This window comes from Candidatus Methylomirabilota bacterium, from assembly GCA_035936835.1.
Lineage (GTDB): Bacteria > Methylomirabilota > Methylomirabilia > Rokubacteriales > CSP1-6 > AR37.
In genome coordinates this window covers 57,676-75,982 of sequence record DASYVT010000209.1, presented here as the reverse complement: position 1 = coordinate 75,982, position 18,307 = coordinate 57,676, and the positions used below count along the sequence as shown (strand labels likewise).

18 protein-coding genes are annotated in these 18,307 nt (G+C 69.1%); 4 read left to right on the top strand and 14 right to left on the bottom strand.

The window, feature by feature from the left end; translation table 11 throughout:
• Positions 1 to 78 precede the first annotated feature (78 nt).
• The 4 genes from VGV06_19165 (at position 79) to VGV06_19150 (ending at position 2,448) form a co-directional block, all read left to right on the top strand.
• The gene (locus VGV06_19165) at positions 79 to 306 is read left to right on the top strand and encodes a hypothetical protein (protein HEV2057266.1); all 228 of its coding nucleotides are present in this window, start codon (positions 79 to 81) and stop codon (positions 304 to 306) included.
• 361 nt (positions 307 to 667) lie between these two features.
• A complete protein-coding gene (locus VGV06_19160) occupies positions 668 to 1,303 on the top strand; it encodes a DNA-3-methyladenine glycosylase I (protein ID HEV2057265.1) in 636 nt (211 codons plus the stop codon).
• A 9-nt stretch (positions 1,304 to 1,312) separates the two neighbouring features.
• Positions 1,313 to 1,801, top strand: a complete 489-nt coding sequence (locus VGV06_19155) for a polymer-forming cytoskeletal protein (protein ID HEV2057264.1) — start codon at positions 1,313 to 1,315, stop codon at positions 1,799 to 1,801.
• Positions 1,798 to 2,448, top strand: coding sequence for a tetratricopeptide repeat protein (locus tag VGV06_19150; protein ID HEV2057263.1), 651 nt, complete (start codon positions 1,798 to 1,800; stop codon positions 2,446 to 2,448). The genes VGV06_19155 and VGV06_19150 overlap by 4 nt, the downstream gene beginning before the upstream one ends.
• A 62-nt stretch (positions 2,449 to 2,510) precedes the next feature.
• On the opposite strand, the gene VGV06_19145 is transcribed toward VGV06_19150, so the two are convergent.
• The 14 genes from VGV06_19145 to VGV06_19080 all read right to left on the bottom strand — a co-directional run bounded on the left by VGV06_19145 (position 2,511) and on the right by VGV06_19080 (position 18,306).
• A complete protein-coding gene (locus tag VGV06_19145; GenBank protein HEV2057262.1) occupies positions 2,511 to 2,939 on the bottom strand; it encodes a hotdog fold thioesterase in 429 nt (142 codons plus the stop codon).
• A 33-nt stretch (positions 2,940 to 2,972) separates the two neighbouring features.
• Positions 2,973 to 3,638, bottom strand: a complete 666-nt coding sequence (locus VGV06_19140; GenBank protein ID HEV2057261.1) for a hypothetical protein — start codon at positions 3,636 to 3,638, stop codon at positions 2,973 to 2,975.
• A gap of 5 nt (positions 3,639 to 3,643) precedes the next feature.
• Complete coding sequence (locus tag VGV06_19135; protein HEV2057260.1) at positions 3,644 to 4,474, bottom strand: Phenylacetic acid catabolic protein; 831 nt, start codon at positions 4,472 to 4,474, stop codon at positions 3,644 to 3,646.
• A gap of 2 nt (positions 4,475 to 4,476) precedes the next feature.
• Positions 4,477 to 5,790: a phenylacetate--CoA ligase gene (locus tag VGV06_19130; protein HEV2057259.1), complete on the bottom strand. Its 1,314-nt coding sequence runs from the start codon at positions 5,788 to 5,790 to the stop codon at positions 4,477 to 4,479.
• Positions 5,791 to 5,852: 62 nt separating this feature from the next.
• Complete coding sequence (locus tag VGV06_19125) at positions 5,853 to 6,128, bottom strand: hypothetical protein (protein ID HEV2057258.1); 276 nt, start codon at positions 6,126 to 6,128, stop codon at positions 5,853 to 5,855.
• Positions 6,125 to 7,273 carry a glycosyltransferase gene (locus tag VGV06_19120; GenBank protein HEV2057257.1) on the bottom strand — a complete coding sequence of 383 codons (1,149 nt, stop codon included), beginning with the start codon at positions 7,271 to 7,273 and terminating at the stop codon, positions 6,125 to 6,127. Before VGV06_19120 ends, VGV06_19125 begins: the two co-directional genes overlap by 4 nt.
• Positions 7,274 to 7,276: 3 nt before the next feature.
• Complete coding sequence (locus tag VGV06_19115; protein ID HEV2057256.1) at positions 7,277 to 7,810, bottom strand: bifunctional nuclease family protein; 534 nt, start codon at positions 7,808 to 7,810, stop codon at positions 7,277 to 7,279.
• A 14-nt stretch (positions 7,811 to 7,824) separates the two neighbouring features.
• Positions 7,825 to 9,192, bottom strand: a complete 1,368-nt coding sequence (miaB, locus tag VGV06_19110) for a tRNA (N6-isopentenyl adenosine(37)-C2)-methylthiotransferase MiaB (GenBank protein ID HEV2057255.1) — start codon at positions 9,190 to 9,192, stop codon at positions 7,825 to 7,827.
• Positions 9,193 to 9,251: 59 nt separating this feature from the next.
• On the bottom strand, positions 9,252 to 10,205 hold the full coding sequence (locus VGV06_19105; GenBank protein HEV2057254.1) for an acetyl-CoA carboxylase carboxyltransferase subunit alpha: 954 nt from the start codon (positions 10,203 to 10,205) through the stop codon (positions 9,252 to 9,254).
• Positions 10,189 to 13,833, bottom strand: a complete 3,645-nt coding sequence (gene dnaE / locus VGV06_19100; protein HEV2057253.1) for a DNA polymerase III subunit alpha — start codon at positions 13,831 to 13,833, stop codon at positions 10,189 to 10,191. The genes VGV06_19105 and dnaE overlap by 17 nt, the downstream gene beginning before the upstream one ends.
• Positions 13,824 to 15,368, bottom strand: a complete 1,545-nt coding sequence (gene guaA, locus VGV06_19095) for a glutamine-hydrolyzing GMP synthase (GenBank protein HEV2057252.1) — start codon at positions 15,366 to 15,368, stop codon at positions 13,824 to 13,826. The genes dnaE and guaA overlap by 10 nt, the downstream gene beginning before the upstream one ends.
• A gap of 111 nt (positions 15,369 to 15,479) precedes the next feature.
• The gene (locus VGV06_19090) at positions 15,480 to 16,640 is read right to left on the bottom strand and encodes a GuaB3 family IMP dehydrogenase-related protein (protein HEV2057251.1); all 1,161 of its coding nucleotides are present in this window, start codon (positions 16,638 to 16,640) and stop codon (positions 15,480 to 15,482) included.
• 120 nt (positions 16,641 to 16,760) lie between these two features.
• On the bottom strand, positions 16,761 to 17,558 hold the full coding sequence (locus VGV06_19085) for a type III pantothenate kinase (protein ID HEV2057250.1): 798 nt from the start codon (positions 17,556 to 17,558) through the stop codon (positions 16,761 to 16,763).
• Entirely contained in the window at positions 17,542 to 18,306 is a 765-nt protein-coding gene (locus VGV06_19080) for a biotin--[acetyl-CoA-carboxylase] ligase (GenBank protein HEV2057249.1), read from the bottom strand. Before VGV06_19080 ends, VGV06_19085 begins: the two co-directional genes overlap by 17 nt.
• Position 18,307 lies beyond the last annotated feature (1 nt).

The window sequence follows — 18,307 nt, the reverse complement described above, 5'->3', positions numbered from 1 at the left end:
CCCGGGGGCACCATTTTCCGGAAGCCAGTTTCGGTAGGCCAGTTTCGGGGGGGGAATGATGGGAGGGGAATCGGGGCCGTGAAACAGGTCGCGTCGCGCTACGCCTCTCTTCTCTGGCTCCTGGCGGCACTGAGCCTGGTGGGGTGGCTCATCGTCAACCTCGACACGGCGGGCTGGATCATCATCAGCCTCGTCGTCGGCCTCATGGCCTGGCAGCTCACCAGGCGAGAGAGGCGAGAGCGCGCCAGCAGGGCTGAGGCGGAGAGGCCCAAGGGCCACGGCGTGCGTGACGAGTCGGCCCCGTGACCCGGCTCCTCGCGGCTGGGACGCTGGCCGCCCTGCTTATCGTCTGTGCGGCGCCGGCCGGAGGGACCGGCGCGGACTCACCCGCGTACTGCGCCAGCTACTCGACGGGCTCCGACACACATACCGCCTGTGCCCCGCCCGGTTCGGCGCCCCCCGGTTCGGTGCCCCAAAGTTTAGCGGTCGCCTGTCACAACTACACCGTCGGGTCTGACACGCATGCCGAGTGCGCTCCCGTGCCCGCTCCTCGCTTGAGCGCGCCCCGCGAGAAGAAGGCGGGTCCGGTGCCGCCGCCCGCGTCCCCCCTGCGCTGTTACACGTACCACATCGGCTCGTCGGCCTACAGCGACTGCCGCTGAGTCCAGTGCCCCGCCGCTGTCACTGGGCCCGCGGCGAGCCCGAGATCGCGTACCACGACCGCGAGTGGGGCGTTCCGATCCGCGCCGACCGGCGGCTGTTCGAGCTCCTCATCCTCGAAGGGGCGCAGGCGGGGCTCAGCTGGTCCATCGTGCTCCGACGGCGGAGCGGGTACCGCCGGGCGTTCGCAGGATTCGACCCGAGGCGGGTCGCGCGCTTCACGCCTGCCGCGGTGACACGCATCCTGCGCGATCCGGGCACCATCCGCCATCGCGGAAAGATCGAGAGCGCCGTCGGGAACGCGCGCGCCTTCCTCGAGGTCCAGCGCGAGCACGGCAGCTTTGCGGCCTATCTCTGGAGCTCGGTCGGCGGAAGGCCAATCCAGAACCGCCGGCTCGCGCCGCGGCGAGTCCCGGCCGAGACGGCGCTCTCGCGCAAGCTGAGCCGCGATCTCCGGCGTCGCGGATTCACCTTCGTGGGCCCCACGATCTGCTACGCCTTCATGCAAGCGGCCGGGCTCGTCAACGACCACCTGATCTCGTGCTTCCGCCACGCGGAGGTGCGCCGCCTCGGGCGGAAATCGGGCAGGGGACGAGGGGAGAACCGCAGAAGCTCCTTGAGGTTGGGCCGCCGCTCGACTTAGACTAACCCCGTGGCTCCTTCCGGGCGTGCGGGCGGCATCGGCGGGGTGTGGCGCTTCCTGGGCTTCGCGGGCTCGCCTGAAGAGGCCGCGCCGCCATCGATCGGGAATTCGCCTGTCGGAGCCCCTCCCGATCCCGGCCGTGCCGTCCTCGGCAGCGGACTTTCGCTCCGAGGCGAGATCACAGGCGAAGGGGATTTTCACATCTACGGGCGCTTCGAGGGCGAGATCGACGTCTCGGGCCGCGTGGTCGTGTCGGAGGCGGCTCAGGCCGACGCCAATATCAACGCGGCCTCGATCGTCATCGCGGGCAAGGTGCGCGGCAACCTTACGGCCAGCACGCACCTCGACATCCTTCCCACCGGCGTCCTGACCGGTACCCTCAAGGCCGGCAGCTTCTCGGCCGCTGAGGGATCTTCCGTCAAAGGCGAGATTTGGCTCGAGCGCGCGGAGCCCGCGCGCGTCAGCGACCCGGGCCTGGACGACGAGAACGCCCGATGAACGTTCTCGACTGGCTTCGGGAGCGGCCCTGGACTCGCTGGGTCGTCCTTGGCCTGAGCGTCGTCATAGTCGTGGGTCTCGGGGGGGCCGGCTGGGCGGCTTGGAAGAGCCGCTACGAGTCACAAGGGAGCATGGCGTTCGCCCAGGCGCGGACCCTCGTGGCCAAGGCACAGACTCCCGGCGCCGCGGCCGACGTCCGCGAGCGCGCCGAGAAGGCGCTGCAGGCCGTCATCGCGGACTATCCGCGCCTGTCCTCGGTTGCCCAGGCCGCCTATCTCCTGGGAAGCCTCCGCTACGGCGCCGCGCAGTACCCGCAGGCCCGCTCGAGCTTCGAGCTTGCCCGCGCCAAGGCCGGCTCCAGCAGCCTGGCAGCGCTGGCCGGTCTCAATATCGGCTACTGCTGGGAGGTCGAGAAGAACTACGATGCCGCTGAGAAGGCATACCTATCAGCTATTAGCAGGGCCAAGCCTAAGGACTTCCTCTATGAGGAGGCAATGGTCGACGCTGCCCGCGCCCAGGAGCTCGGCGGCAAGCGGACCGCGGCCGTGGAGACGTATCAGCGCCTGCTCAAAGACCTGCCGGACACTCGCCGCGCCGAGGAGATCCGCTCCCGCGTAGCGAGCCTTCAGACACCAGCCAAGCCCTGATCCATTCTGAAGCCAGTTTGGCGTCTGCCATCGCTGGCCAGTGTCTGATAAGAGGTATTATGTCAATCACTCTTCGGCGGGCACCCCCCCAGCACCGGCACCATATGCGCCACGCAGTGGACCTGCGCTACCAGCGCCCCCTTCTCACTCGTCACGCTCACCTGGTAGAAGCCTGCCCGTCTGCCCTGCTTGATCTCCCGCGCGTCCGCTACGAGCCGCGAGCCGGCCTGGACGGCAGTCAGGAAGCTGATGGTCATGTTGAGCGCCACCGCGGTCCCGCCGTGGGAGTTGCAGGCCGCGCCGAAGGCGATGTCCGCCAGGGAGAAGATGACCCCGCCGTGGGGATAGCCCTGGAAGTTGACCATGTGGGGCTGGACGGTCAGCCCCAGCCGGCAGAAGCCACGCCCCAGGGCGAGGAACTGTATGCCGAGCGCCCGGGTCCAGGGGTCGGCCCTCGATTCGGGCCTTGAGCTCCGCCGGAACGGAGGAATCGTCGGCTGAGGAGCTCACTGGGGGGGACGAGGTCACTGGACGGTGGCGGTGAGGATGAAGCTCGACTCGCTCGAGGACTGCTGCTCGCGGTAGCCGAGGATCTGGCGCGTCACCTGGTTGATGCCGCGGGTGGCGCCGCCGATCCGCATCGCGCGACCGTTGGGCACGATCACCTCGGTCGCGGCCTCGTTGAACTCGATGCTGCCGTCGCCCTGGGGCGAGAAGTAGCTTACTTGTGGAATGAGCCGGACGCGGATCTGCCCGTTGGGCAGGATGGTCGGGCTCACGACGAGGGTGGTGCCGACGCGCTGCCAGGCCATCCCCTGCGCCGCGTACCCCTGCCCCGCCGCGTAGTCGCGGAACCACCCGACCACGGTGACCGGCACCTCGCTCGCCACCAGCATGCTCGCCGTGCCGCCGTCCTGGACGATCGTGAAGATGCCCTCGCTCCGGATGGTCCGCGTCGTCGTGTCCTGAACCGCGACACCGCCGCGGCCTCGCGCCTTGCCGTCCTGCCCGCGTGTCGTACCATCTTGGATGATGACCCCGCTCACACGGCCCTGGACGCCCTGGCGGCTGTCCTGCCCCTGCTGCTGGAACTCGAGGACAACCTTGACCTGGCGGCCCGTCTGGCACTCGCCAGGAACGGCGCATGCCAGAAGACTCGTGGCGAGGAGTAAGGCCGCGACGCGGGGCATGGCAGCTAGCCTGGGATCTGGGCCTCTTCGGGCAGCCGGTCCCAGACCGGAATCCACTCGGGCAGCGTGAGGCCCACTGCTAAAGCCTTCTCCTTGACCTCGGCCGCGAAGGCCTGGCGGACCTCATCGTTGTCCCGGACCTTGAGTTTGTACTTCCGGTAGAGGGCGTTTTTGGGCGAGCCGGGCCGGCCGAAGATGTTCATCGTGCGGATGAACCACTTGTTGAGCGTCGCCTGCGCCTCACCCCGCGTGGCGGGGTCCCCGCCGAGCTTCGTGACCCAATACTCGCCGTGGCGGATGTGGAACTTCTCCTCCTTGAAGATGCCCTCGATGGCTCGCGCCCACGGGCCGTAGGAACACTGCCGCACGTCTTCCAGCTGGTGACCCGCCCCTCTGTCCATGCAGAAGTTGAAGAAGATGAAGTCGGCCCACGTGTCGATCGGGTAGTAGAAGATGTTCACGCGCTTGTCGGCGCCGATCCGAGCGGTGCCGATGTCATCGGCCGACGCGTCGATGCGCATGGCGAAGGCTTCGTCGTGGGCCCGCACGTGGGCGTCCACGTCCACTCCAAGGTCGGCGAGGAGCCCGTACATGACGGCGGCGTGCCGGTGCTCGTCCTTGACGATCTGCGCGACGACGTGCTTCTCCTCGACGCCGGGAGCCTTCATGATCCACGGCACGTAGCCGTAGCCGCCCGCGAGCTCGGAGTCGGCCTGCATGGTCATGAGGTGCACCAAGCTCTGCCGGTACTCCTCCGTCATCTCCTCGGTCGACTCGATGCGCTCGCCGCGCTCGATCCGCGCGAGGAGCTCCGCTTCCGTGACGCGCTGGCTCATGGTCAGCTCCTTTCCACGACCCGCACCGCCTTCCCCTCGCTGCGGGGAATGGTCTTGGGCGGTACGATGGCGACTTCGGGGTTGAGGCCCAGGTGGGCACGGAGCAGCTCCCCTACCCGCAGCGACAGCGCGACGACCTCCGGCCGCGCCGAGTCGAAGCCGCCCCATGCGCGCACGCGCTCTTCGGAGGGCTCGACGTGCACCTCGATGGTCGGGAAGCCTTTGCCGCGGTCCACCACGAGCTGATAGTGCGGTGCCAGGTCCGGCAAGGTCAACAGCGCCGCCTCGAGCTGGGAGGGGTACACGTTGACGCCCTTGATCACCAGCATGTCGTCGGTGCGGCCCTTGATGCGTGCCATCCGCACCGTGGTCCTGCCGCAGCGGCACGGCTCGAAATCGAGGCGCGTCACGTCGCCCGTCCTGTACCGGAGGATGGGCAGCGCCCGCTTGGTGAGACAGGTCAGGACGAGCTCGCCCTCCGTGCCCGCCGGCAGCGGCTCGCCCGTCCCCGGGTCCACCACCTCGGGCAGGAAGTGGTCCTCGTTGACGTGGAGGCCGTCCCGCCCCTCGGCACACTCCGTCGCGACGCCGGGCCCGATGATCTCGCTGAGCCCGTAGAAGTCGACCGCGTGGATACCCCACAGCGCCTCGATCTGTCGCCGCAGGCCTTCCGTCCAGGGCTCGGCGCCGAGGAGCCCGTACCGGAGGCCGACGCTCCGCGGGTCTATCCCCTGCTCGCGCATCGTCTCGCCGATGTGGAGCGCGAATGACGGCGTGCAGGCCAGGCCCTGGGGCCGAAAATCCTGAAGCAGCAGGATCTGCCGGAGCGTATTCCCCGAGGACACGGGCACGACGGTCAAGCCCATGTGCTCGGCGCCGTCGTGGAAGCCCAGGCCTCCCGTGAAGAGCCCGTAGCCGTACGCGATCTGGATGAGCTGGCCGGGCTCGGCGCCCCCCGCCGCGAGGGAGCGGGCCATGACTTCTCGCCAAATAAGGAGGTCGTTTCGCGTGTAGCCGACCACGGTCGGCTTGCCCTTGGTGCCTGACGAGGCATGGATCCGCGCGAGCTGGGACTGCGGCACCGCGAAGAGCCCCCACGGATAGTGCTCGCGGAGATGCGCCTTGCGGGTGAAGGGCAGCCGCTCGAGGTCCTCGAGGCTCTTGAGCGTGGAGGGCTCCACGCCGGCCTCGGCGAGGGCGTTCCGGTAGAACGGCACGCGCTCGCCCGCCCACGCCACCGCCGCGCGGAGACGCTCGAGCTGCATCGCGCGCATCGAATCGCGGGGCAGGCTCTCGAGCGCCGGGTTCCAGATCACGGGCTGAGTCTCAAGCGCCAGATCAAGGGTTGGGTCTCAAGCGCCAGATCAAGGGTTGGGTCTCAACCGGAGGACGTCACGCGCGTGATGAGCCATCCCTGGCGCCCCAGGAAGCGCATCAAGGTCTCGATCAGGCGGGCGTCGGCGCCGGCCGTGAGGCCCACGCGGTCCGGGAGGACGTAGCGCACCTCCGGGTACGAGACCAACACCCGCAGCAGCGTCCGCGCCCGGGGGTCGGGCGCCATGAACCCGCGCCGTCCCGCGTCCCCGGCCCCAGGATCCCATGCGGGCTGGAACGCGGCCCGGAGCCACCGACCGGAGACGCCCGCCGGGCTCACGCGAAACCGCCCAGGAGACGCAGGTAGTGCCCGGCCATGACCTCGACCTGGCGCGACGCGGAAAAATCGCTCGCCGCGAGAGCACGCGCGGCGAGCGCCATGGCGCTTCGCCGGGGAGCGTCCAGCAGGAGTCCGATGGCCGCGTCGGCCAGCTCTTCGGTATCGGCCTTCGTCAAAAGCCCGGTCTCGCCGTCCCTCACGACCTCGTCGACGCCCGAGGCGCGGACCGCGACGGCGGGCAGCCCGCAGGCGTGCGCCTCGGCCAGCACGAGACCCTGGGTCTCGGTCTCGGAGGAGAAGAGGAAGAGGTCGGCCGCCTGGTAGTACGGCGGCAGCTCTTCCCGGGCGACCGAGCCGGCGAAACAGATGGCTTCGCTCGCAGGGCTTGCCGCGGCGAGGCGCCTGAGGGCCGCCTCGTGGCTTCCCTGCCCCACGAGAAGAAGCCGCGCCCCCGACACGGCCAGGGCGATCGAGCCGAACGCGTCGATCACGCGCTCCACGCTCTTCTCGCGATCGAGGCGGCCGACGTAGAGGCACAGCGGCGCGTCCTCGTCCAGGCCGAGAGCTCGCCTCGCCTCCCCCCGATCGCCCGGACGGAAGAGATCGAGCGGCACTCCAGTAGGCACGACGGCGATCGGCGCGCGCACGCCGAGGTCCGCGAGGCTCTCGGCGATCCGGGCCGAAGGGGCGATCACGAGATCTGCTGCGCCGGCGAAGCGGGAGGCGAGCCTGACCGCGAGCGAGGCGACCAGGGGTTCCGGGAGCGGCACGTAGTGGGCGTACTTCTCGTAGCGGGTGTGGTAGGTGAAGACGAGCGGGCGGCCTTGGCAGCGGGCGAGTCGACGAGCCGTCACGCCGAGGAGGAACGGATGCTGGGCGTGGAAGATGTCGAGGTCGAGGGCCAGCGCCGCGCGGCTCCAGCGCCTCGAGAAGGGCAGCGGCAGGGCGAAGCCCGGATAGGTCGGCGCGGGCACCGAGGGGTAGCGGAAGACAAAGGCGGGATCGTCGTGGGGCGCGCTCGACGCCGGCGCGAAGACCCAGGCCCGATGTCCCTGCGCCTCGAGCCCCTGCCGCAGCGTCTCTACCGCGGTGGTGACACCCCCGCGGAACGGCAGGTAGTTGTTCGTGAACAGGCCGACGCGCATCCGCTAGTCATCCGGGGCGTTGGGATCACGGCCGCGCTCGATCTTGCCGAAGTCTCCCGGCTTGATGGAATCGAGCCATTCCTTGATCTTCGCCTGGTCGTCGGTCTTGCTGCCGCCGAGCTCCTGCTCCTTGGCGACCTCGACGTTCTTGGCCTTGGCCACGACTTCCTCGTCCACGAAGATCGGGGCCGACACCCTGAGCGCGAGCGCGATGGCGTCCGACGGGCGCGAGTCGACGGTGATCTCGGCCGATCCCAGCTGGAGGTGGATGACCGCGAAGAAGGTGTTCTCCCGGAGGTCGTTGACCTCGACCTTGACCACGCGGGCGTCGAGCGCCTCGAGGATGTTCTTGATCAGGTCGTGCGTCATGGGCCGCGCCGTCGAGATCTTCTCGAGCTCGAGCGCGATGGCGTTGGCCTCGAAGAGCCCGACCCAGATGGGCAGCGAGCGCTTCTCCTCCTCGTCGCGCAGGATGATGATCGGCATGTTGGAGAGAGGGTCCAGCGCCAGTCCCTTGACCTTCATCTCGAGCCACATGGGCGTCCCCTCCCCTAGACCGCCGCCGCGAGCACGCGGCCTTCGGTGACGCCGGGGGCGGCGGCGGCGGCGCCGGCCAGCTCGCCGCGGAGGCTGTGCGGCAGCGCCCGGGTGACGAGCACGGGCACCACCGTGCCCAGAAGATCGCGACCGTGGGCGTCGAAGTTGACCACGCGGTTGCACCGGGTGCGGCCCGTCAGCTCGCCCGGGTCCTTGCGGGAGCGGCCGTCCACGAGCACCGGCAGCACCCGGCCCTCAAGCGTCCGGCTGCGCTCGGCGCCGACACGGGTCGCGACCTCGAGAATGCGCGCGTTCCGTCTCGCCTTGACGTCGTCCGGCACCTGGTCGCTCATATCGGCGGCGGCCGTGCCGGGTCGGCGAGAGTAGCGGAAGGCGAAGACGTTGTCGTAGCGGACCCGCTCGACGACGTCGACCGTCCGCTCGAAGTCCTGGTCCGTCTCGCCGGGAAACCCCACGATGAGATCGGTCGAGAGCGCGATGCCGGGCACCGTCTCCGTGAGCTCGGCGATCAGCGCCAAGTAGCGCGCGGAGGTGTAGCCGCGGTTCATGCGCTCGAGCACGCGATCTGAGCCAGACTGGAGCGGCAGGTGCAGGTATTCGACCACCTTCGGAAGGTCGCGGATGGCGCGGATCAGCCGGGCGGTGAGGTTGTATGGGTTCGAGGTGGTGAACCGGATGCGCTCAATGCCTTCGACCTCGTCGATTCGCTCCAGGAGCGCCGCCAGGTCGGTCGCCGGCGTAAGATCACGGCCATAGGCGTTGACCGTCTGCCCGAGCAGCGTCACCTCGCGCACCCCCGCCGCCGCCAGCTCGCGCACCTCCGCCAGGACGGCCTCCGGCGGATGGCTGCGTTCGCGCCCCCGCGTCACCGGCACGACGCAGAAGGTGCAGAACTTCTCGCACCCCTCCATCACCGTGACGAAGGCCTTGAGCTGCCCCGGGCGGTCGGGCTTGGCGGTCAGCTTGACCAGCGGCGCCTCGCGGACCTCCACGATGGGCGCGTCCGCCGCCCGTGCCTGCTCGACCAGCTCGGCGACACGCGCGACCGCGGCGGAACCGAATACCAGATCTACCTGGGGCGCGCGCTCCAGGATCTTCCCCTGCCAGAGCTGCGCCATGCAGCCCATCACGCCGATCAGGATCTCGGGCCGCTGCTGCTTCAGCGTTCGGAGCTGCCCCAGGCGCGAGAAGACCTTGTCCTCCGCCTTCTCGCGGATCGCGCACGTGTTGAGCAGGATGAGGTCGGCTTCCTCAGCCACCTCGGTGAGCTCGTAGCGCTCACGCTTGAGCAGACCCGCGACGCGCTCGGAGTCGTACTCGTTCATCTGGCAGCCGTAGGTGATCAGGTGAAGTTTTGGCATACAAGATCGGCACTTACGTTAGCATCGGCCCCAGAGCCTGTCAAACAGCGGTGCAGCGATCAGGCGCTCTCCTCGAACACGCCGATCTTGCGGAACTTCTCGTAGCGCTCGGCGACCAGCTCCTCCGACGTGCGCGAGCGGAGCTCCCAGAGGACGTCCCGGAGCGGGCCGCGGAGGTTCGCGGCCGTCTCCTCCCAGTTCCGGTGGGCGCCGCCGGTCGGCTCGGGCACGATGCCGTCGATGACGCCGAGCCTGAGAAGGTCCGGCGCCGTGATGCGCATGAGCTCCGCGGCCTCGGGCGCTTTCGTGGCCTCGCCCCAGAGGATGGCCGCGCAGCCCTCGGGGGAGATGACGGAGTAGATCGCGTACTCGAGCATCAGGATGCGATTCGCCACGCCGATGGCGAGGGCGCCGCCGCTGCCCCCTTCACCCGTCACGACGCAGACGATCGGCGTGCCCAGCCCGGCCATCTCGCTCAAGTTGCGCGCGATGGCTTCCGCCTGGCCGCGCTCTTCCGCGCCGCGCCCCGGGTAGGCGCCGGGCGTGTCGATGAACGTGATGATGGGCTTGCGGAACTTGGCCCCGAGCTCCATGAGTCGCAGGGCCTTGCGGTATCCCTCGGGGTGCGGCATGCCGAAGTTGCGCGCGATGTTCTCCCGGGTGTCGCGCCCCTTCTGGTGGCCGATGGCGACGACCGGGTCGCCCTCGAAGCGCGCGAGCCCGCCCACGATGGCCTTGTCGTCGCCGAAGACGCGATCTCCGTGCAGCTCGACGAAATCCTCGAGGAGGAGGCGGAACAGGTCGAGCGTGTGGGGCCGCTTCGGATGCCGGGCGAGCTGGGCCCGCTGCCACGGGGTCAGGCTGCCGTAGACCTTCTGCTGGAGGCGCTTCAGACGCTCATCGAGACGGCCGATCTCGTCGCGCGCGCCCTGCGCGTCGTCCGAGGCGCGGAGCTCGGCGATACGGTTCTCGAGCTCCAGAAGCGGCCGCTCGAACTCAAGCTCGTCCGGCATACTCGACGAGTATACTGCCCGGCCCGAGCAGGCTTTCGATTTTCGCCACCAGCTCCGGCTCCGGCGCGACCGACAGCCCCTTGGCGCGCACCACGACCTCCTGGTCCGCCAGCAGCACGTGCACGAACACCGGCGTGGGCCCCGGGTGCGCTTCGCAGATGCCGCGGACGGAAGCGAGCGCTTCATCGGGAACGCCGGGGGGAACGCCGGGGGGACCGCCGGGTCCCGCGTGCACGCGAATTCTACAGGTGTGCGCCCCGTCCTCGCCCCGCCGGGCGCCTAACGCCCCGGCGTCCGACCCGTTGGGGGCTGTGGTCTCGCTGTTCTCCGGCGCCCGCGCGGCGGCGATCGTGGCCTCGTCGAGCGGCTTGACTTCCTCGGCCAGCACCACGCGCCCCTTGTCGCTGTCGTCGATCCGGCCCCGCACCAGCACGGGGCCCCGGTGTCTCAACGCGACCGAGCAAGCGCGGTAGGGCTCGGGGAAGACCGTCAGCGGCACCGAGCCGTCCACCAGCTCCAGCGTGGCGAAGGCCATGCGGTTGCCGCTCTTGGTCGCGTTCTCCGTCAGCGCGCCGACCAGGCCCAGCAGGAGCACCCGGGAGGCCGCGGGCCGCGCCGCCAGCTCGAGGGCCGACACGGTCTTGAGCCGCGCGGCGAGGTCGCGGTAGCCGTCGAGTGGGTGGCCGGACAGGTAGAAGCCCAGCACCTCTTTCTCGGCGGCCAGCAGCTCCTCACTCGGCCATTCCGGCACCCGGGTCTCGGCTGGCCGCGGCGCCGCGGCCGGCGCAGCCTTCGGGCCGCCCAGCCCCTCGAAGAGCGAGCCCTGTCCTTCCTCACGATCGCGCTGGCTGCGCTGGCCCGCCTCCATGGCCTGGTCGAGACCGGACAAGAGCCCCGCCCGCGTCCCGCCGAGAGAGTCGAACGCGCCGGCCTTGATGAGACTCTCCACCACCCGGCGGTTGACGAGCCGGAGATCGACGCGGGCGCAAAAGTCGCCGATCGATGAGAAGCGTCCCGCCTCGTTCCGGGTCTTGACGATGGATTCGATGGCCGAGCCGCCGACGTTCTTGATGGCGGCCAGGCCGAAGGGGATCGCCTCGCCCACCACGGTGAAGCGCGCACCCGACACGTTGACGTCGGGGGCCTCGACGCGCAGCCCCATGCTCCGGCACTCCTCCATGTACTGGACGATCTTGTCCGTCTTCTCCATTTCCGACGTGAGGAGGGCGGCCATGAACTCGACGGGATGGTTGGCCTTGAGGTACGCGGTCTGGTAGGCGACGAGTCCGTAGCAGGCGCCGTGCGACTTGTTGAAGCCATAGCCGGCGAACTTTTCGATGAGGTCCCAGACCCGTTCGGCCTTGCGCCCGTCGAGCTCGTTGGCGCGGCAGCCCACGAGGAATTTCGCCTTCTGCGCGGCCATGAGCTCGCGGTCCTTCTTGCCCATCGCCTTCCGGAGCGTGTCGGCCTCGCCAAGGGTGAAGCCCGCGAGCTCGGCCGCGAGCCCCATGACCTGCTCCTGGTAGACCATGATTCCGTACGTTTCCTGGAGGTGCTTCTCCATGAGCGGGTGCTCATAGGTGATCGGCTTGCGGCCGTGCTTGCGGTCGACGAATTCCGGGATCAGCTCCATCGGGCCGGGCCGGTAGAGCGACACCATGGCGATGATGTCCTGGATCCTCGTGGGCTTCAGGCTCTTAAGCGCGTCCCGCATGCCCGCCGATTCCAGCTGGAACACCCCGAAGGTCTTGGCCTCCGAGAGCATCTGGTACGTGGGCGCGTCGTCGAGCGGCAGCGCCTCGGGGTCGAGCTGGAGGCCCTTCGACTCCTTGACGAGCCGAACCGCGTCCGCAATCACGGTGAGCGTGCGGAGACCGAGGAAGTCCATCTTCAGCAGGCCGAGCTTCTCGATCGGGCCCATGGCGAAGCCGGTGATCAGCTCGGGCCGTTTCGGGTCCTTGTAGAGCGGCACCCGCTCCATCAGGGGCTCGTCCGAGATGACCACGGCCGAGGCGTGGACCGAGGCGTGCCGCGTGCACCCCTCGAGGGTCCGCGCCACGGCCCAGAGCTCTCCCACGCGCGGATCGCGCTTGACCTGCTCGGCCAGCGCCGGCGCTTTCTCGAGCGCCTCGTCCAGGGTGATGTTGAGGGGGAAAGCCGGCACCAGCTTCGCGATCCGATCGGCCTCGCCGAAGGGGAACCCCATCACCCGTGCGACGTCCCGGATCACCGCCTTGGCGCCCATCGTGCCGAACGTAATGATGTGGGCGACCCGATCCGCGCCGTAGCGCTCCGCGACGTAGCGGATGACCTCGTCGCGACGGTCGTCGGCGAAGTCGATGTCCATGTCGGGCATGGAGACGCGCTCGGGGTTGAGAAAGCGCTCGAACAGGAGCCCGTAGCCCACCGGGTCGACGTTGGTGATGCCGAGACAGTAGGCGACGAGCGACCCCGCGGAGGATCCGCGCCCTGGACCGACCGCGATGCCCTGGCGCCGCGCGAAGGTGATGAAGTCCCACACGACGAGGAAGTAGCCCGAGAAGCCCATCTTGGACACGACCGAGAGCTCGTAGCGGAGCCGCTCCACAAAGGCGTCGGCGGGCGATCCGCCGTAGCGCCGCGTGAGTCCCTCGAAGGCCAGGTGCTCGAGGTAGGAGTCGAGCGTGTGGCCGGCCGGCACGTCGTACTTCGGCAGGTGGAACTGCCCGAAGGCAAGCTCGAGGTCGCAGCGCTCGGCGACGGCCAGGGTATTGCGATAGGCTTCGGGCAGGTCTTTGAAGACGGCGCGCATCTCGTCGGCGGACTTGAGATAGAACTCCTCGGTCGAGAAGCGCCACCGGTTCGGGTCGCTCATGCTCGACCCCGTCTGGATGCAGAGCAGTGCCTCGTGAGCCTTCGCGTGCCCTGCGTCGACGTAGTGCGAATCGTTGGTGCCGCAGAGCGGCGCGCCCAGCTCCCTGGCGATCTTGACCGTGCCCTCGGTCACCCGCGACTGCTCTTCTATTCCATGCGACTGGACCTCCATGAAGTAGAAGTCCTTGCCGAAGACCCCCTGGTACCAGCCGGCCGTCTCGCGGGCCTTGGCGTCCTCCCCGGCCGAGAGCAGGCGGCTCACCTCGGAGTTCAGGCAGCCTGAGAGGACAAGGAGCCCCTCGGCGTGCTGGGCCAGCAGCTCGCGGTCCACGCGCGGCTTGTAGTAAAAGCCCTCGAGGTAGGCCTTGGAGACGAGCCTGATCAGGTTGCGGTAACCCGCCTCGTTCCTGACCAACACCGTCGCGTGGCTCGCGCCCTCGTAGCCGCCGTCCTGCCCCGACCGCTCGAAGCGGCTGCCGGGCGCCACGTAGAGCTCGCAGCCGATTATGGGTTTAACGCCGGCGCCCCTGCAGGCGGTGTAGAAGTCGATGGCGCCGAAGAGGTTGCCGTGGTCGGTCAGGGCGAGGGCCGGGAAGCCGAGCTCGGCGGCCCGCGCGATGAGGCCGACGTCCTTCTCCTTCTTCCCCTGCCCGCCAACCCGCTCGACCTTCTCGAGCTGGGCCGCGCCGTCGAGAAGGCTGTACTCCGAGTGGACGTGGAGGTGAACGAAGTCGGCGCGCGGCGCGCCGGCTTTTGCGGAGTCTCCTACTCCCATTCGATGGTGCTGGGGGGCTTGGAGGAGATGTCGTAGACGACGCGGTTGACGCCCTTGACCTCGTTGATGATCCGCGAGGAGATGTGGGCGAGCAGCTCGTAGGGCAGCCGCGCCCAATCCGCCGTCATGGCGTCCTGGCTGGTCACCGCCCGGAGCGCGATGACCTCGGCGTAGGTGCGGAAGTCGCCCATGACCCCGACGGTCCGCACCGGCAGCAGCACGGCGAACGCCTGCCAGATCTCGCGCTCGAGCCCCGCGCGCCGGACTTCCTCTTGCACGATCGCGTCGGCCTCGCGGAGGACGGCGAGGCGCTCTGGGATCACCTCGCCCACCACGCGAATCGCGAGCCCCGGCCCCGGGAAGGGCTGGCGCCAGATGATCTCCCGCGGCAGCCCGAGCAGGCCGCCCACTTCCCTGACCTCGTCCTTGAAGAGCTCGCGGAGCGGCTCGATGAGCTTGAACTTCATGTCGGGGGGCAGCCCGCCCACGTTGTGGTGGGTCTTGATGGTAGCCGAGGGCCCCTTGAAAGACACCGACTCGATGACGTCGGGATACAGCGTGCCCTGCGCGAGCCAAGGGATCTCGCCGAGCTTCCGCGCCTCCTCCTCGAAGACGGCGATGAACTCGTTCCCGATACGCTTGCGCTTGGTCTCAGGATCCGTCACACCCTGCAACCGGTCAAGAAACCGCTTACTTGCGTCGACATGAATGAGATTGATCTTGAAGGCATCCTTGAACGTGGAGACGACGGACTCGACCTCGCCATGTCTCAGGACACCGTTGTCCACGAAGAGGCAGGTCAGCTGCTCCCCTATGGCCTTGTGGAGGAGGACCGCGACCACCGAGGAGTCCACGCCTCCCGAGAGCGCGCACAGGACGCGATCCCGCCCCACGGTCTTCCGGATCGCCGCCACCTCCGTGTCGATGAAGGAGGCCATGGACCAGTCGCCCTTGGCGCCGCATGCCGCCAGGAAGTTCCGGAGCACCGTCTTGCCTTGGGCCGTGTGCGCCACCTCAGGGTGGAACTGGACGCCGTAGAGCTTGCGGTCGGCATCCGCCATGGCCGCCACGGGACAGTTGTCGGTGGAACCGAGCCGCACGAAGCCCTGGGGCGGCTTCATCACGGTATCCCCGTGGCTCATCCACACCCGGACGCGGCCGGACACCGAAGGCCGCATCCCGTCCAGCAGCCCTCCGCCGCCACCTTCGAGCAGGAGGTCAGCAGGGCCGTACTCGCGACGCTCCGCCGGCACGACCTCTCCACCGAGGAGGTAACCCATGGCCTGCATGCCGTAGCAGATGCCGAGAATGGGGATGCCGGCCTCGAAGAGGCGCTTGTCGGGCAGCGGGGCGCCGTCGTCGTAGACGCTCGATGGGCCGCCCGAGAGAATGATCCCCTTGTAGCCGGCGGCCAGCAGCTTCTCCACGGGCTCCGTGCAGGGGACGATCTCGGAATAGACGGACAACTCACGGACGCGGCGAGCGATCAGCTGGGCGTACTGCGCGCCGAAATCCAGGACGCAAATCTTATCCATTGGGACTCCGGGCGAGAACCGCTTCACACAACTTGCGTCGCATCGGGGGCGCCGGCGGGGGCGCCGTCCCTCGAATCTTTCCCGGGTGGCGCGGGCGCAACGGCCGCTCCGCTATCTGGGCGTGCCGAGCTTCTGGGCGCGCTGGAACACCTTGCCTTCCGTCTTGATGGACGGGGCGATGATGAGCTCGGTCTGCTGCAGCTCCTTGATGCTCATGGCGCCCACCGAGCCCATGCACGTGCGGATCGCACCGACCAGGTTCAGCGTGCCGTCCTCGGTGAAGGCGGGACCGAAAAGGATCTGCTCGAGCGGACCCGACACCCCGACCCGGATGCGCGTCCCGCGCGGCAGGTTCGAGTGCGGCGTCGCCATTCCCCAGTGGTACCCGCGCCCCGGCGCCTCCTGGGCGCGCGCGAAGGCCGAGCCAATCATGACCGCGTCGGCGCCCGAGGCCAGGGCCTTGCAGATGTCGCCACCGGTGGTCATGCCGCCGTCGGTGATGATGGGCACGTAGCGCCCCTTCCGCTTGTAGTAGAAGTCCCGGGCGGCGGCGGAGTCGGCCGTCGCCGTCACCTGCGGGACGCCGACCCCCAGCACCTCTCGGCTGGTGCACGCGGCGCCGGGCCCCACGCCGATCAGCAGCGCGTCGGCTCCGCACTCCATCAGCTCGAGGCAGGCCTCGTACGTGACCGTGTTGCCGATGATAAGGGGGATCGACAGATGCTTCTTGAGCTCGCGGAGATCCACCGGCGTGTACTCAGTCGCCACGTGCCGCGCTGTCGTGACCGTGGACTGGACCACGAAGAAGTCCGCGCCGGCCTCCTCGGCGATCTTCGCGAAGCGCTCGGCGCGCTGCGGGATGGCCGACACCATGACGGGCCCGCCGCCCTTCTTGATCTCCGAGATGCGCTTGTGGATCAGCTCTTCCTTGATGGGCTCGCCGTAGATCCCTTGGATGATCCTGGTCGCTTCTTCGAGGCTGGCGGAGGTGATCCGGTCGAGGACCTCGTCCGGGTTCTCATAGCGCGAGAAGATGCCCTCGAGGTTGAGCACCGCGAGCCCGCCGAGGCGGCCCATCTCGATGGCGAGCTTGGGGCTGACGACGCCGTCCATGGCCGCGGCGATGATGGGGATCTGAAAGTTGCGGCCGCAGAGCTCCCACGAGATGTCCACCTCGTTGGGATTGATGGTGATCGCTCCTGGAGCCAGCGCGATGTCGTCGAAGCCGTATGCCGCCCGGGCCTTGCGCCCGCGCCCCACCCACATGCCCATGCGCTGTCGTCCTCTCCGGACCCGAGTGGCCCCGCCGCGCCCCCCAGGCCCCGTATATAGAGAGCCGCCGGCCTGACCCTACCGTATTTAGGGGGAGTATACGAGCGTCACCACGACCTGTCAACCCTGCGTCGACGCGTGCCGCGGTTGCTGAGGATTTGCGCGCTCCCAGATCGCCCGCAGGCCCTCGAGAGTCAGGTCCGGGTTGACCAGATCGATGGTACGCGCCACGCCTCGCAGCTGGCCGGCCAGCCCGCCCGTGGCGACCACCTTGACGGGGCCGCCCATCTCGGCGCGCATGCGGTCGACGAGGCCGTCCACCAGCCCCGCCCAGCCGTACATCACGCCTGACTGGATGTTGGTGACGGTGTTCCGCCCGATCGCCTCCTTCGGCTGAAGCAGCTCGACGCGGTAGAGGCGCGCCGCGCGCGAGATCAGCGCTTCGGAGGCGGTGACGAGGCCCGGGGCGATCGCTCCGCCGATGAACTCGCCCCGCGCGTTCACGCAGTCGAACGTGGTTGCCGTGCCGAAGTTGACCACGATGAGCGGCGAGCCGTAGAGCGTGACGCCGCCTACGATGTCGCAGAGGCGGTCGGCTCCGACCTCCTGCGGCGCTTCCACGGAGAGCGGCACCGTCTCGCTCCTGCCCGGCTCCACGCTGAACGGCTGCACCCCGAAGTAGGCGTCGGACATGGCCTCGAGCGCCTGCTGCACGGTCGGCACCACGTTCGAGATGGCCACGCCCGTGATTCGCTGCTGCTCGATGCCGCGCGTGCTGAGGAGCGTCTGGATGAAGACGCCGTACTCGTCGGCCGTCTGCTCGCGCCGCGTCGTCAGCCGCCACGACACGAGGAGCCGCGGTCCGCTGAAGACGCCGACCTTGGTGTTGGTGTTGCCGACGTCAATGACCAGCAGCATGCTCTACCTCCGTCGTGACCTCGCCCGCGACGACCCGCAGCGTCTCGCCGCTGTCCGTCCGGAGCAGCAAGGCGCCGTCTGCAGCCAGGCCAACCGCGACGCCCTCCTGCCCGTCCGCATCGCGCGCGCGGCAGCCGATGCCTTGAGCGCGCCCGAGCCAGGCCGGGAGGAGCGCGTCGAGCCCTCCCTCGACGAAGCGCCTGTACCAGCCCTCGAGCCCGGCCAGGACCGCCTGCAGCATCTCCTCGACAGCGTGCTCGCGCCCGGTCTCGATCCTCACCGAGGTCGCGAACGTCCGTATCGACGCCGGGAAGTCGCGCTGGTTGACGTTGAGCCCGATTCCCAGGATCACGTGCTCGAGCGTGCCCTCGCGCGTGGTCAGCGCCTCGGGCAGCATGCCGCAGATCTTTCGCTCCCCGACCATGACGTCATTGGGCCAGCGGATCGTGGCCGCCACCCCGGCCGTTCCGAGAGCATCGACGACGGCCACGGCCGCGACCAGCGACAACTGCGGAGCCAGGCCGGGGGGAATCGGCGGGCGCAGCACGATGGACATGAGCAGACTTTCGCCCGGGGCGTCGAGCCACTCGCGGCCGCGCCGGCCCCGCCCCGCGCTCTGGTGCGTCGCCGTCACCACCGTTCCCTCGGAGCCGCCGGCCGTCGCCAACCGGGCCGCTTCGCCCTGGGTGGACCCGACCCGGCCCAAGCGGTGGATGGTGTGCCCGAGACGTTGCGCCGGCGCCCGCATC

Excerpts from the sequence above, each read along its gene's own strand:
- VGV06_19150 (HEV2057263.1), top strand. The coding sequence starts at position 1,798 with ATGAACGTTCTCGACTGGCTTCGGGAGCGGCCCTGGACTCGCTGGGTC.
- VGV06_19140 (HEV2057261.1), bottom strand. The coding sequence starts at position 3,638 with ATGCCCCGCGTCGCGGCCTTACTCCTCGCCACGAGTCTTCTGGCATGC.
- VGV06_19135 (HEV2057260.1), bottom strand. The coding sequence starts at position 4,474 with ATGAGCCAGCGCGTCACGGAAGCGGAGCTCCTCGCGCGGATCGAGCGC.
- VGV06_19120 (HEV2057257.1), bottom strand. The coding sequence starts at position 7,273 with ATGCGCGTCGGCCTGTTCACGAACAACTACCTGCCGTTCCGCGGGGGT.
- VGV06_19115 (HEV2057256.1), bottom strand. The coding sequence starts at position 7,810 with ATGTGGCTCGAGATGAAGGTCAAGGGACTGGCGCTGGACCCTCTCTCC.
- miaB (HEV2057255.1), bottom strand. The coding sequence starts at position 9,192 with ATGCCAAAACTTCACCTGATCACCTACGGCTGCCAGATGAACGAGTAC.
- VGV06_19105 (HEV2057254.1), bottom strand. The coding sequence starts at position 10,205 with ATGCCGGACGAGCTTGAGTTCGAGCGGCCGCTTCTGGAGCTCGAGAAC.
- dnaE (HEV2057253.1), bottom strand. The coding sequence starts at position 13,833 with ATGGGAGTAGGAGACTCCGCAAAAGCCGGCGCGCCGCGCGCCGACTTC.
- guaA (HEV2057252.1), bottom strand. The coding sequence starts at position 15,368 with ATGGATAAGATTTGCGTCCTGGATTTCGGCGCGCAGTACGCCCAGCTG.
- VGV06_19090 (HEV2057251.1), bottom strand. The coding sequence starts at position 16,640 with ATGGGCATGTGGGTGGGGCGCGGGCGCAAGGCCCGGGCGGCATACGGC.
- VGV06_19085 (HEV2057250.1), bottom strand. The coding sequence starts at position 17,558 with ATGCTGCTGGTCATTGACGTCGGCAACACCAACACCAAGGTCGGCGTC.
- VGV06_19080 (HEV2057249.1), bottom strand. The coding sequence starts at position 18,306 with ATGCGGGCGCCGGCGCAACGTCTCGGGCACACCATCCACCGCTTGGGC.